We start from the raw sequence: 14,794 nt of genomic DNA on the forward strand, positions 1-14,794 counted from the left end.
CGGGGTTGGCCTTTTTAGTTTCGTACTGCTTTTTAGTTGTATGATCCTTAAATCTTAAATTGCTGGATGGCATCTTTCATTTCTTCAGCCATTTCTGCCAAATTTTCACTGGATTGGGCAATTTCATTCATTGCTGCTGTTTGCTCCTCTACCGATGCAGAAGCCTCTTCTGTTCCGGCCGCATTTTCTTCCGAAATCGCTGAAAGATTTTCAATAACCCCTACTATTTCATCTTTTTTCCGACGCATATCCATGGAAGAATCGGTTAAATCCTTGATTTTTCCCCGCATTTCATCGATTGCTTTTTCGATCCCTGCAAACTTTTCACTGGTTCCATCAATCCCATCAGACTGTTCTTTGCTGATGGTCGCCACTTCTTCCACGGTTTTAACGGCACCCTCTGTCTGTTCTGTCAGGTCACCAATTACCGTATCGATTTCCTGGGCAAACTGATTAGACTGCTCCGCCAGCTTACGGATTTCTTCTGCTACCACAGCAAAACCTCTGCCACTTTCGCCTGCCCGAGCTGCCTCAATAGCCGCATTCAGAGCCAGTAGATTTGTCTGTTCCGCAATGCTTTCGATCATCTGACTGGCTGACTGAATTTTATGAGCACTTTCGTTGGTATTCGTGATCACCTGACGAATGCCTAAGATCGCTTGATTACTTTGCTCTGTTTTTTTGACCACCGATTGGATGATTTCGTCACCTTCCTGTCGCATCTGGTATACCTGTTCAGAACTACTATTGAGTCCCTCTATAACTTGAATGTCTTTTTCAATTCGTTCTTCCAGCTCTCTTATACGAAGTGCTCCATCCTCTGTATTTTCTGCTTGCTCCACCGCTCCCTTTGAAATTTCTTCAATGGTTTTGGATACTTCCGTTGCTGACATGGAAACCTGATGGCTGGTCGCGTTCAATTCTTCGGAAGAAGCCGTCAGTTGCATCGCATTATCGTTAATGCCTTTTATCAGTTCCACAATGTTTTGCTTCATGGTAATCAAGGCTCCGGCAATAGCTCCAATTTCATCTTTTCGATTTGAAAGTTGCTGGCTTTTTTCATCTTCTCTGCCGGTAAAATCATAGGAAGACATCTGTTGAACTTTTTCTGTCAAGTAAGTGATCGGCTCCAAAATATTCTTTAACAAAAGATTTAGCAATAAAACAGCCATTACGATCCCAATAGCTCCTACAATACCAATCTTTATCAGCCGTTCCCGGTAGTCTCTCATTTCTTCAGGAGGAATGTCCACATATAATCTCCAACCAAGCTCATGGCCTAACTCATAAGCAGGAGCAATTTCATTAAAAGCCATAAAATGATCGGTTTCGTATTGCTGATCAAAAATAAGTTGATAATGACCACTTTCGTAAATGGTTAGTCCGGAGATATATTCATTAATATCTGTGGTTTCAATATCAATGGCAAGAGCCCCTTCCACCGATCCACCGACAATCACCGGATAGGCAATCGTTACCATTTCCACATCCTGGCCATCGATTTCCCATATCACTGGTTCATACAAATGAATTTCTCCTGATCGGTACGTGTCATAGTAAAAGGCACCTTCCACTTCATCCTCCAACCATCCTGCCGCTTCTAATCCTACGTATTCAATACGGTCTCCTTCTCTGTAAAAATACGGATCGTATACGCCGGTTTCTGTATACCTGGTTTCTTCTTCTGCAAATCTAGGATCTTCCAACCTTATCCAAGCGCCATAGATAATATCATTCTTTTCCATCAAATTCCTAAGAACTGCATTAAAGGTATCCACCTGAAAATGATCATTTTCAATGGCTGCCGTCAACATTTCTTCAATACTTTCTACGATAGCAATGTTCTCATTAAAAAAAGCATTGATGTTGTTGGTTGCTAGTTCCAACTCACTTTCTACATACCTTTCATTGTTAATCATTTCAGCGTTTCTAGCGTCCAAGAGCGCTACCGCCGTTACAGCTCCAATAATGGTAATGGCTACAATTCCACAAAGAATCATAGATTTCATTCTAATACCCACTTGTCATCTCTCCCTTATTATTTGCTTTCGACTATCCTTCTATCTTTCATCACAGTACTTATCACAGTGCTTATCGACACACGCTTGCTACCATTGGCCTTGACAATTCTTCTCTATTGTTCTGTCTTCTCTTTTTTCAAAATAGAAAGAAGCAGGTTTACTAATGTAGGGTCAAACTGAGTGCCTGAGCCGTTTTTTAATTCCACTATTGCTTCCTCTTGGGATTTTGCTTTTTGATAAGGCTGATCCTGCGTCATCACATCATAGGCATCCGTTATCGCAATAATTCGTGCCAGTAGGGGAATTTCTTCTCCCCGAAGTCCTTGTGGATAACCCTTACCATCCCAGTGCTCATGATGAGCAAGCACTCCTTCCGCTACTTGCCTTAAAGCCGGTGTAGAACTGACAATTTTGTAACCTAAGCTAGGATGTCTTTTAATCTTCTCCCACTCCGCATCTGTCAAGGCTTCTGATTTCTTTACTACTTCTTTTGATATGCCAAGCATTCCAATATCGTGTAACTCCGCGAGCCTTGCTAACGCATTTAAGTCCGACTGTTCTAAACCTAATGCTTCTCCTAACTTCAGAGCTAAAGCCTTTATTCGTTGGCTATGACCCAACGTTTCAACCGCATGATCCCGAAGCCGTTTTTCCATTGACGACAAAATACCTGTTTTCTCATTTTCACTTTCTTCCATTTTATTGTGATACATATGGTCTTCTGCTTCTTCAAAAAGTGTCTGAAGGCTCTTTTGATCATTTTTTCTTACAGCCCATCCAATAGCCAACGAAACTACCATTGGTTCATTCCCCGACTCTTTACATTCTCTTTTAATGCTTTTGGCAATATTTTCCGTGTCTTTTTCTGTTGCTTCCGGCAGAATAAGGACAAACTCATCACCACCTATCCGGGCAGCCATATCCTGGCGCCGACAACAGGTTTTAATGATATTGGCCGCTTTTACCAGTAGCCGATCCCCTTCCTGATGTCCCAAGGTGTCATTGGTAATTTTAAGACCATTTAAATCGATCATCATGATTGCCAAAGGCATCGTATTTTGTTTTTGCAGTCTCTCTATCTGCTCCGTATAATAAGCCCGGTTGTGGAGTCCTGTCAAATCATCATGATAAGACTTATATTTTATCTTCGCTTCCGATTCTTTCCGGATTTCTATTTCTTCCAATAGTTTTTGCTCTGTAACTTCCAACTGAGCAAACTGATCCATTAATTTTTTCTTTGATGCTTCCAATTCCAATGTTTTTTCCGTCACAGCTTTCTGCAAGGTTTTATTCCATAGAAAAATAACGATAATAGCTATGATCAGTAGCATAAAAACACTGACCAGTGTAATCCAAAAGTAAGGGTTTTCAAAAATGCTCCTTCGATCAAAAGGAACCCATCTTTCTCTTATTTCTCGTCTTTCCGCCTCATTAATCTGTGCCAGTCCTTTATTGAAAATATCATTCAGGATCGGCCAATCATTGCGTGTTGCAATGGATAATGTCGACTCATAAGGTGTTTCTGTATTCACAATCAAATTGGTAATATTATCTCGTTCAATGGACTCTGCCGCACTCATTACTTCTATAATCATGGCATCCGCTTCACCAAAGGAAACTTTTCTTAATCCGTCACTAGCCGTCGCTACGGTTCGGTATTCTAGATTGGAATGGTTTTTTTTCAAGTATTCGATGATCGAGTATTCTTCTACGACTAATGTATCCATACTGGTATTTTCTAACTTTGCAAAACTAAGCTTTTCAGAAAAATTTTCTCTTGTGATAATCACATTAGGATTAAAAATATACGGAACTGTAAAGTTAAGGTATTCACTTCGTTCTGGGGTTTTGGTAGCCGCTGTGATGCCAGATATTTCACGATTTCTTGCCGCTTCCATCAACGTTGTCCATTCGTCAAACTCAACCATTTCTAATTCTATCTGAAGCTTTTTTTCCAATAAAGCAAAATAATCAGCGGAAATCCCTGCAAACTCACCTTCCAGCAAAAACTCCACCGGAGGGTAGTCTGTCGTATATCCTATACTAATCTGTCCTTCTTTTTCTTCCAGCCACTGACGTTCTTCTTCTGTTAAAAATATTTCCTGCTCTCCATCTCCGCGACATCCAGCCAATAGAAAAAGGCCTATCATTCCTAGCAGGAAAAGCTGAATTTTTTTCGATTGGAATAAATGATGGCTCATCTGACACCTCCTTTAAAGACATTTTTCCAATGTGCGTCGGATACTATTGTATCATTACCCCAAAACCAGTACAACGTCTCAGTATTTCTAATATTCTTTCAAATGGTCAGATAAAATTCTGTCGAATAAATACTTATTTGTCGGGTATGCAATAAAGATAAGTTGTAAAAGGGGGAATGGAAGGAATGATAAAAGCAACAGACTATTTCCAGAGAGAAGAATTGATCAACCTTACCAAAGATCTGATCCGTATTCCCAGCCATACGGGTGTTGAAACCCAGGAAAAAGAAGTGGCGGAATATATGCTGGATTTTTTCAAAAAACATGGCATTCATGCACATTTTCAACATGTAGAAAAAGAACGGAACAATGTCATCGCTTTTATTAAAGGCAGGAAATCTCCGGAAGGTAAAAGCCTGATGCTTAACGGTCATATCGACACAGAAAAACCGGACGATATGAACGAAGCGCTTTTTGGTGCCGAAATGAGTCCCAGAGAAATCTTTAGCGGCAATGTCAGGCAAGGTTCTATCTGGGGTCGGGGAGCTGTTGATATGAAAGGTCCTGTCGCCGCAATGATGATGACCTTAGTGGTTCTAAAACGGGCTGAACAGGAACTGGATGGGGATATTGTTTTCTCCGGTGTAGTGGGAGAGGAAACCCGCAGCAAGGGGATGGAAAGCCTAGTTGCCTGCGAGAAGTGCCTTGGTGATCATGACATTACTTTAGATGGAGCTGTGGTAGGTGAACCTACCAATTTCCAATATGTCGCCAGTCATCGTGGTCTGGTGTGGCTGGATATTAAGTTTCGGGGAAAGGGCGCTCACAGTGGAAAACCTCACCAAGGAGTCAACGCCATTGAAAAAGCCGTAGAGTTTCTAAACAAAGTGAAGGAGGAACTTTACCCGAAACTAAAAGAAAGAAAGCATGATTTTATGGGCACCTCTGTAATGAATATTGGCACGATTAAGGGGGGTACCGGCCAATCCACTGTCGCTGAAGAGGCTTTGGTACGTCTGGACCGCCGCTATGTTGAAGGCGAAACCTTGGAATCGGTTATGCAGGAATATCAAGACCTAGCTGATAAAATGGAAAAAGAAGATCCTAAGGTAAAGATTGAAATCAGCCAAACACCGGAAAGCGTATCGGTCCTGCCTCACCCGCCCTTAGATACCGGATTGGATGAATCAATCGTTGTTGCTGTCAGAGATGCACTGAAAAAGGTTCTTGGCTATGAGCCGGAAATACACACAGAATACGGATGGACCGATGGGGCTTTAATCTCCAAATATATGAATATCCCAACGGTTGTTTTTGGCCCCGGAGATATTGCACTGGCTCATACTGCAGAAGAAAAAATCGACATTGACGATCTGGTTAAAAGCGTAGAGGTCTATACTCATATTGCTGATGAGTTCTGTGTTTTTTAATCCTCCGAACAAGTTTTTTTACATCTGCTTTCATTAAAAGCTGGCCCGTTTTGCAGGCCAGCTTTCTTAGCTTATTTTCCTTTATTTCCGCTGTCCATAAGTTTTGAATTTTTCCAGCATTCTTGTCATTTCATCCTCATCTAATATTACCGGCTCTCCAATTCCTTTCGTCCGATAGTATATTTCGGCACAATACTCTATTTCTTCCGTAATATTAAAAGCATTCGCCAAATCTCCAGCTCCTGCTAGCAGGCCATGGTTAGCTAAAAGAACTGCTTTTCTATCTTCCATGGCTTCGTATGCCTTTTCAGCCAGTTCTCCGGTTCCAAAAGTAGCATAAGCAGAGCAACGCACGTTTTTACCGGCTACAGCAATCATATAGTGTACCGGCGGCAAGTCCCATCCCAAGCAGGCTATGGTGGTGGCATACATGGTGTGAGCATGAATAATGGCGTTAATATCTGTTCGCCGCTGATAAAAAATACGATGTAGTTCCACTTCGCTGGAAGGAGTTCGATCCCCTTCTACAATCTCTCCCTGTAGTGTCATCACCACTACATCTTCGGGAGTTGTTTCAAAATAATCTATCCCACTGGGACTAATAGCCATCAGCCCTTCTTTCCGGCAATATAAACTAAGATTACCGCCGGTCCCTTTTGTGAGTCCGGTTGATACTAATTTTTTCCCGTACTCAACAATCATTTCCCGTTCTTTTTGAAGACGCATCTCAAAACTCCTTTTATGAATTCTCTAATAACCCGAAATAACCTAAGGTGCTATCCTGTCTTACTGAAAATCAGACCCCGTCAGGTAACGATAAAATGCGGCATTGCTCCACACTTTTTCTTTTTCTATCTCCAGATCAGCCATTGATTCTATGGTTTCAATTACCAGAGAGGCATTTTCTGTCAAGGTTAACGAATTTAATTGATAGCCATTATGAGAAAGACTAACATCCCTCATTTCAACATAGGCTGGTTCTGGCATCTCGGTTTTCGAACTATAGAGCGGCTGCCAGTAAGAGCCGGTAATCAGCCCGACGGCTTCCTCATTCCCCTCGTATTTCTTGGCATAGGACTCAATCACACGATCAAAATCTTCCTTATCTTCTTCACTGACAAATTCCAACGAAAGGATATATCCCACCGTATGTGCCAGATGTAAATCATCACTTACCTGTACCACTGCATAGCGAGGTGTTGGTTCACTGATTGGGCCCCATTCCAACATATATTCATAAACAGATGTTTTTGGTTCTAACTGAACCCGTGCCCGGATCCCTTCACTGGCTAACAGTCCTACTAGCTGCAGTGCATGATGAATATCAGAATGATCGTACTGAAGGCTGTATTCCGGAATAAAGCGGGATTCATTCCCCTGATAGGTCAAAAGATAGCCAGTGGTTGCTCCTTCTTTAATCACACCCACTCCAACATCATCTAAAGTTTCTTCTTCAAAAAGGGTGAAGCTGTTCCAAGCAGCCATTATTTTTCCGTAAATGTTAGGCTCATCCGTCCATCCGATATATTGTCTTCCTTTTCCAGTTACATCTATCACATTCATCAGTAAGTAGTTTGCTGTTTTTGGATCTAAGGGCGCTTTTATCTCCAAAGTAGCTGGTAGTAAGCCAATATCAAGACCACAGGCTACATAGGCAGCCACTTCTTCTGCAATTTCTGTTTCATGATAACCTTCTAATGATGCCAGGATTTTTTCTTCTGAGTAGGTGAGCGCCAATTCTTTCATCCCTGCTGCCTTTATAACCGCAACAGCCGCTTTCTCTAGCGTCACGACTTCTTCCTCTTCCCAGTCCATTTCCACTGGTTTCCCCAGAGTTGCGAGGGCATTTTCAAATTCTACAGGCGACACCGTTTCTTCCGAAAACGAAATGCCATAAAAATGCTGCAGGTATTTTTCCGCATCCTCCGCCTTGGTGTGAGAGGATATTTCTGGCAAAGCTCTGGCCGCCATTGCTTGATTTAACTCTATTTCAGCATAAGCTGTTGATAAAAATAGAGTAAATGCCAATAACATGCTCATACAAACAACCATACTCTTCTTCCACTGAATACTCACCTTCATCTCCATTCTCCTTTTCATCATTTTGTTCAAGGACCCCTTCTTTCCTTGTCGAAAACCTTGAAATTTGTTCGACATCTGACATCTTTGAACTGCCTTAATCTTAGCATTTTCTGAATGATTAATCAATTGTTTTCTGACTTGAAGGATGAAAATCACCGATTTTCGTGGTATGATGATATCGAGTTGTAACTTGTCTGACAACAGACAAGAAAACTTTATCCGTAGTCACCGGATAACACTATTATTGAGGGGGATTATTGATGAATGTAAAAAGAAGGAAGTGGATGTTTGTATCATTTTTATTGCTGACCGCCTTACTGTTCACCGCCTGTGGCGGCGATGCCGAACCGGCAGCCGGCGACGAAGCAGCAATCGAAGGGGATGGAGATGCACTACGCATCGCTATTGTCACCAGCCCTTCCGGTGTAGACGATGGCAGTTTTAATCAGGACAATTACAACGGAATTCTTGCCTTTATGGAAAACCACAGCAATGCAACAGTAAATGCCATTCAGGAAACGACTGGCGATGTGGCCGCAGCCGTTCAGGCTGTAGCCGATGTAGTAGCTGATTATGATGTAATCGTAACACCTGGTTTTCAATTTGCCGATATCTCCAGCATTGCTGAAGACAATCCGGAAAAAATGTTTATTCTGGTAGATGCGAACCCAACACCACAAGGTGAGCAGGAACTTTTCGACAATATTTATGCAATGACTTTTGCCGAGGAAGAGAGCGGCTTCTTTGCAGGCGTCGCAGCGGCGCTGGAAACAGAAACAGGAAAAGTAGCCGTCGTTAACGGTATTGCCTTTCCCTCCAATGTAAACTATCAATGGGGTTTTGAATCTGGTGTTATGTATGCCAACCAACACTTTGGTACTGATGCAGAAGTGGTGGAACTACCTTCTTACGCCGGTACAGACGTAACTAATACCAACGTAGGCGGTAATTATGTAGGTAATTTTGCTGATCCAGCAACTGGCAAAGTAGTAGGCGATGCTCTTGTCGACGAAGGCGTGGATATTATGTTTGTAGCCGCCGGGGGCTCTGGTATGGGCGTCTTTACGGCCGCTATGGAAGCAGAAGGGGTTTATGTGATCGGTTGTGATGTGGATCAATTTGATGACGGTGCTTATAGCGATGGTAATGTGGTGCTGACTTCTGTGTTGAAAAACATGTCCATCAATGTAGAGCGTCAACTAAACGCCATCATGGAAGGAACTTTCCAGGGATCCAACGAATTGCTTCGTGCCGATACTGATTCAACTGGATTTGTATTAGAAAATGACCGTCACCAATTGTCAGAAGAAACCATGGAGAAGCTGGAAGAAGTTTACGAATTAGTACAAGCCGGAACCATTGTTCCAGCAGCTAATTTTAATGGACACAGTCCTGACAACTTCCCTGGTCTCTAAAGAGACTACCCTTTGTATGTCCTCAGCAGGAGAAAAAGCATCGTTTTTTCTCCTGCTTTCTCTTCATCCCAGGTATGCTGTACTTTTGGTAAAGGAGCTGTCCTATGAAAGACACGATCATCAGCATTAAAAACGTGACAAAAAGATTTCCCGGCATTACAGCCAACGACGATATTTCACTGGATATTCAACAGGGTGAAATATTTGCTCTTTTAGGAGAAAACGGTGCGGGAAAATCCGTATTAATGAGTATGCTTTTTGGCCTTTACGAACCAGATGAAGGTGATATATGGATTAAAGGCCAACGCGTAAAAGAATATTCGCCACGACAAGCTGCCCGTATGGGAGTAGGTATGGTTCATCAACATTTTAAGCTAGTGGAAAATTATACTATTGCCCAAAATATTGTGCTGGGTATGGAGCCTATTACCAAAGGTCTGGGCTTTTTACCCTTGGTGAATATTTCGGAAAGCGAAAAGACTATTGAGGACTTTTCGAAGCGTTATCAACTAAATGTAAATCCCCGGGATCGGATCGAACATGTTAATGTGGCCACCCGTCAAAAAGTAGAAATTCTTAAAATGCTTTACAAGGAAGCCGATATTCTTATTTTCGACGAACCCACCGCTATTCTAACGCCTCAGGAAATCCAATATCTATTGGGTATTATTCGTGAACTTCGGGAAAATGGTAAAACCATTATTCTTGTCAGTCATAAGTTGGAAGAAATAAAGGAAGTGGCTGACCGGTGTGGGATTTTGAATCGTGGTCGTTTAGTAGATGTTAAAGAAGTAGCGACTACCTCCACCCGAGAAATGGCTAATCTTATGGTAGGTCGAGAAGTAATGCTGGATGTAAATAAACCAACCCCTACTTTTGGGAAGGTAATACTGGAAGTAGAAAACTTACACGTAAAGAATCAAGATCAAATAACCATGGTGAAGGATGTTTCTTTTACCATTCGTTCAGGAGAGATATTTGCCATTGCTGGCGTTTCCGGAAATGGACAGACAGAAATTGCCGAAGCAATTACTGGTCTTAAAAAAACTGCCTCTGGTACGGTACGACTGAATCAGGTGGACATTACTGATCTTCCGGTACGTCAGCGTAATTTAGAAGGCATTGCTTATATTCCAGAAGACCGACAAACCTATGGATTAATTCTGGATGATCCCGTAGCGGATAACTTGGTGTTAAAGCAGTATTTCCAAGAGCCTTTCTCCAGTCCGGGTGGAAGATTAAACCCGGAAGCTTTTCATCACTATGCTGAACGACTCATTACGACTTATGATATCCGCAGTAACAAAGGGGCCAATAGCATCACCCGCAGCCTAAGTGGCGGTAATCAACAAAAAATGATCATTGCCCGGGAAATCGAGCAGGATACCCCGTTGATTATTTTTGTTCAGCCAACCCGAGGCTTAGATGTAGGTGCTATCGAAAATACTTGGCAGCAAATCTTACAGGAACAGCAAAAAGGAAAAGCCATCCTCCTGATTTCTCTGGAGCTAGATGAAATCATGGCACTGGCCGACACCATTGGAGTCATCTATAATGGAGAACTGTTAACGGTCGAAGCTGCCTCCCAATTAACGGCGATGGAAATTGGAGCCTATATGATGGGGGTGAAAGAAGATGAATAAAAAAAATCCGTTGGTAACCCTATTAGGTAATGAAAAATGGCAATGGTTGTCTATCCCCATTTTTGCCGTCCTTCTTTCCATCCTGGCAGGCAGTATCGTCATCCTCCTTATGGGTAAAAACCCTCTGACGGCTTACCTAAGTATTCTTCAAGGTGCTGGCTGGATTCCTAAAGCAAACTATGCCGGGGGTACGGGTATGCTTACTGATTTTACTAGTTTTTTAGATGCTCTGGCTCCCATGATTTTTGCCGCTCTCGCTGTTACCGTAGGCTTTCGGGCAGGTCTTTTCAATATTGGTATTGCAGGACAAATGCTATTAGCCGGCTTTTTCGCTACTCTTTTTGTTGGATACAGTGATCTTCCCTGGTATCTGGCAAAGCCACTGGTCATCCTTATTGCCATTACCGTCGGTGGTTTGGCCGCCGGTTTCGTAGGGTATTTAAAGCATCGTTTCAATATTAGCGAGGTTGTTTCTACCATTATGCTCAATTATATGATTGCTTATGTTACCAGTTATTATATTAAAACCTATTTTGTTAATCCCGTTTCCCGTCAATCAGAATATATTCAGCCAGCCGCATCACTTACGCTTAAAAATCTCCGAATTGCCGGCATTCGTGTTGATCTGCCTATTGGCATTTTTCTCGCCATCCTGGCCGCTTTGTTTGTCTATTATCTTCTTTATAAAACCCGGCTTGGCTTTGAAATCAAAGCGGTAGGTGCCAACAAGCAAGCCGCCGAATATGCAGGTATTTCCATCGGAAGAACCATCGTCATCGCTATGATGATCAGCGGTGCCTTAGCTGGTTTAGCGGGTGCTACCTTTTATCTGGGTCATTATGCTTCTATGCAACCAGGCGTTTTAGCAGGACTTGGTTATAACGCCATCGCCACTTCCCTTCTGGGAAATAACCATCCCTTAGGTGTATTGCTTGCCTCAGCGCTGATCACCACATTGGATAAAGGTGCTACCTACATGAGTTCAAGGGTAGGAGTGGTTCAGGAAATATCCGGAGTAATCACCAGCCTGATTCTTCTGTTCAGCGCTACTGGCACTTATATTCGTTATCGCATCAGCCGAAAACGGCAGGAGCAGAAAGAAAAACAGGAGCAGAACCATCCGGAAGGGGGCGAGGAAGCATGATAGACCGAATGATTATTGATGGGCTTGCTTTTGCATTGCCCTTGTTCGTTATTGCACTGGGAGGCATCTATAGTGAACGAAGTGGTATTATCAATCTGGCCCTGGAAGGCTTGATGGGATTCGGTGCTTTTTCAGGAGCTTTGGCCGTAGTGCTAGTTCTCCATCACTTTCCCCAGCTGCAACCACAAGGCATTTATATCGCTATGCTTTTTGCTATGACGGGAGGCGCCTTGTTTGCGACGATTCACGCCAGTCTATGCATTTATTTTAAGGCCAATCAGGTAATCTCCGGAGTCGTTATCAACATTCTCTCTGTATCCCTGACAGCCTTTCTGACCCGACAGCTAAACACCCTTATTTTCCAGGCACCTTCTGACCGTTTTCAATTGGGCGTGGCCAATCGAATCACTCTCCCTGTTTTGTCAGAAATCCCTGTATTAGGAGCTGCTTTTCGGAACCTTTATCCTTTTCAATTTCTGATTATCCTGGTAGCCATTGCTGCCTACATCCTTTTTAACAAGAGTCGCTATGGGATGCATCTGAGAGCTTGTGGCGATAATCCTCATGCCGTTGCTGCTGCCGGTCTGGATGTGGAGCGTATTCGATTTTCCGCTGTTGTGATTTCTGGAGCATTAGCAGGCTTAGGAGGTATTAGCTTTGCTTACTCAATTTCAGCCAATTTTTCACCAATGATTTATATGGGTTATGGCTATCTGGCCATCGCTGCCCTCATTTTCGGCAACTGGGAAATCAGCAATACACTGGCCGCTGCCCTTCTTTTTGGCTTTGCCCGGTCTGGCGGATACGCCTTGGCTCGATCTTTGGAAATGAGCAGTAATTTCAATGACATCACCATGACGCTTCCCTACGTCTTAACCTTAATTTTGTTGATTTTTTTCTCGAAAACCAACCGTGTTCCCAGATCTCTGGGTGAAATTTATGATAAAGGAAAAAGGTAAGTCCATCGAAATAAATACGAGGAGTCACCAATGATGAAAATCAAAGAAAAAACCATTTCATTAAGCATGCAGGCAAAAGGTAAAATTTTGGAATATATTCAGGAAAATAATCTAAAAGGTGATGACCAACTACCACCAGAATCCCTTCTGATGGAAAGCATGGGCGTCTGTCGTCATACCGTTCGTGAAGCCTTAGCCTTGTTAGAACAAGAGAATGTTATTTATAAAGTGCAAGGCAAAGGCACTTTTGTTCATATCCCGCCCATTTCCATCAACGGCGGTTTAGAAAAGCTGGAAAGCATTACCCGTATGATCGAAAACGCTGGTTATACACCCGGCACCCAATGGATCAGCATTAAAGAAAATCAGCCTACCCAGAGTATGAAAAAAAAGTTAGCTCTTTCTTCCGGCGAATCCGTCATTACCTATACCCGGTTACGAACCGCTAATGGAAAGCCGGCGGCCTACTGTGTTGATTCCGTACCCCGATCCATGATCCATGGACCGATACCTGAAAAGGTAACAGAAGAATCCATGTTTCAGTATTTAGCGAAACATTATGAATTGCATCCTGTCTATGCCGTCACCGAAATCCTTCCCAAACAGGCAGATCAGCAAAAGATGATAGATGCTGGAATGCCAAAAAATCAATTGCTTTTACTGCTTCATCAGGTTCATTACAATCGTCAGCGGGTACCATTGATTTATTCCATGGATTATTTTAATCCTGAGCTATTTAAGTTCTGGGTGAATCGGACCATCTGACCAGACCTGATCAGCCAATGTACCATAGATCTTAAAGATCCCTACAGATACCGCCAATAAAGTACCATCAAAGGAGAGAAAAGAAGATGAAGGAAATTATTGCATTGGAATATCAACAAGGAATACTTCACATGATTGATCAACGCAAACTGCCCCGCCAGCAAGAAACCTTTCTTTGTAAAACCTGGCAGGAAGTAGATTTTGCTATCCAGGATATGGTTGTAAGAGGAGCACCAGCCATCGGAGCCGCTGCTGCTTACGGCGCTCTGTTAGCGGCTAAAGAATATGAAAAAGAGCCAAAGCCTGTCTTTTTGTCAAAAATGGAGGAAAGCCTGTCCGTTCTAAACGAGTCTCGTCCTACAGCCGTCAATTTAATGTGGGCCATCAAACGTATGCGAAGCTTGCTAAAACAATATGCACAGGAGAGCGTCTCCCAACTGGTAGAACGTATTGAAGCGGAAGCAGATGCCATCGTTGCGGCTGACCAGGCAATTAATATCACCATGGGAGACTACGGAAACAGTATTATTCCTGAAAAAGCAACCATTTTAACGCACTGTAATACCGGTGCATTAGCTACTGTTGGAATCGGTACCGCTTTAGGAGTCGTGCGTCAGGCTTTCCGAAGCGGTAAAGATATTTTTGTTTACGCTGACGAAACCCGCCCTCGACTTCAAGGTGGTCGGCTGACTGCCTGGGAATTAATGCAAGAAGGAATCCCAGCAAGCCTTATTGCCGACAGTGTTGCCGCTACCCTTATTCGGGACGGTAAGATCGATGTGATTTTAGTAGGTGCTGACCGTATTGCTACCAACGGAGACACCGCGAATAAAATAGGTACTTTTATGCTTTCTGTACTAGCCAAAACCTATCAGGTTCCCTTTTACATCGTAGCCCCTACCACGACCATCGATTTCGACATGAGCCATGGCGATGAAATTGTTATCGAAGAACGAAGCAGCGAAGAAGTGACTCATATCGATGGTCACCCCACCGCACCGGAAGGAATTCAGGTGTATAACCCGGCTTTTGATGTTACTCCTCATCAGAACATTACTGGGATTATTACCGAAAAAGGGATTATCAGAGCCCCTTTTCATGAAAACATTCCACCCTTGAAAGGAGAAGAATAGC

The 14,794-nt window shown here is 42.9% G+C and carries 11 protein-coding genes; 7 read left to right on the forward strand and 4 right to left on the reverse strand.

Annotated features, from left to right (window positions below):
- Positions 1-47 precede the first annotated feature (47 nt).
- Both BLV55_RS05490 and BLV55_RS05495 read right to left on the reverse strand, forming a co-directional pair.
- Positions 48-2,021 (reverse strand): methyl-accepting chemotaxis protein, encoded by a 1,974-nt coding sequence (locus BLV55_RS05490; protein ID WP_093312082.1) that lies wholly within the window; start codon positions 2,019-2,021, stop codon positions 48-50.
- Positions 2,022-2,134: 113 nt separating this feature from the next.
- The gene (locus BLV55_RS05495; RefSeq protein ID WP_093312085.1) at positions 2,135-4,222 is read right to left on the reverse strand and encodes an HD domain-containing phosphohydrolase; all 2,088 of its coding nucleotides are present in this window, start codon (positions 4,220-4,222) and stop codon (positions 2,135-2,137) included.
- 185 nt (positions 4,223-4,407) lie between these two features.
- Between BLV55_RS05495 and BLV55_RS05500 the strand changes: the two genes are divergently transcribed.
- Positions 4,408-5,652: a M20 family metallopeptidase gene (locus BLV55_RS05500; protein ID WP_093312322.1), complete on the forward strand. Its 1,245-nt coding sequence runs from the start codon at positions 4,408-4,410 to the stop codon at positions 5,650-5,652.
- Between the two features lie 81 nt (positions 5,653-5,733).
- On the opposite strand, the gene BLV55_RS05505 is transcribed toward BLV55_RS05500, so the two are convergent.
- Both BLV55_RS05505 and BLV55_RS05510 read right to left on the reverse strand, forming a co-directional pair.
- Complete coding sequence (locus BLV55_RS05505; protein WP_093312088.1) at positions 5,734-6,378, reverse strand: L-fuculose-phosphate aldolase; 645 nt, start codon at positions 6,376-6,378, stop codon at positions 5,734-5,736.
- A 60-nt stretch (positions 6,379-6,438) separates the two neighbouring features.
- Positions 6,439-7,734 (reverse strand): hypothetical protein, encoded by a 1,296-nt coding sequence (locus BLV55_RS05510; protein WP_093312091.1) that lies wholly within the window; start codon positions 7,732-7,734, stop codon positions 6,439-6,441.
- Positions 7,735-7,994: 260 nt separating this feature from the next.
- On the opposite strand from BLV55_RS05510, the gene BLV55_RS05515 reads away from it, so the two are divergent.
- The 6 genes from BLV55_RS05515 to mtnA all read left to right on the forward strand — a co-directional run bounded on the left by BLV55_RS05515 (position 7,995) and on the right by mtnA (position 14,793).
- On the forward strand, positions 7,995-9,149 hold the full coding sequence (locus BLV55_RS05515) for a BMP family lipoprotein (RefSeq protein ID WP_093312094.1): 1,155 nt from the start codon (positions 7,995-7,997) through the stop codon (positions 9,147-9,149).
- Positions 9,150-9,253: 104 nt separating this feature from the next.
- Positions 9,254-10,792: an ABC transporter ATP-binding protein gene (locus BLV55_RS05520; RefSeq protein WP_093312096.1), complete on the forward strand. Its 1,539-nt coding sequence runs from the start codon at positions 9,254-9,256 to the stop codon at positions 10,790-10,792.
- The gene (locus tag BLV55_RS05525) at positions 10,785-11,936 is read left to right on the forward strand and encodes an ABC transporter permease (protein ID WP_093312098.1); all 1,152 of its coding nucleotides are present in this window, start codon (positions 10,785-10,787) and stop codon (positions 11,934-11,936) included. Before BLV55_RS05520 ends, BLV55_RS05525 begins: the two co-directional genes overlap by 8 nt.
- A complete protein-coding gene (locus BLV55_RS05530) occupies positions 11,933-12,895 on the forward strand; it encodes an ABC transporter permease (protein WP_242870040.1) in 963 nt (320 codons plus the stop codon). The genes BLV55_RS05525 and BLV55_RS05530 overlap by 4 nt, the downstream gene beginning before the upstream one ends.
- Before the next feature lie 33 nt (positions 12,896-12,928).
- Positions 12,929-13,660 (forward strand): GntR family transcriptional regulator, encoded by a 732-nt coding sequence (locus BLV55_RS05535; RefSeq protein WP_207646029.1) that lies wholly within the window; start codon positions 12,929-12,931, stop codon positions 13,658-13,660.
- An 86-nt stretch (positions 13,661-13,746) separates the two neighbouring features.
- Positions 13,747-14,793: an S-methyl-5-thioribose-1-phosphate isomerase gene (gene mtnA / locus BLV55_RS05540; protein ID WP_093312103.1), complete on the forward strand. Its 1,047-nt coding sequence runs from the start codon at positions 13,747-13,749 to the stop codon at positions 14,791-14,793.
- Position 14,794: the final 1 nt, after the last annotated feature.

It is taken from the genome of Tindallia californiensis (genome assembly GCF_900107405.1).
GTDB lineage: Bacteria > Bacillota > Clostridia > Peptostreptococcales > Tindalliaceae > Tindallia > Tindallia californiensis.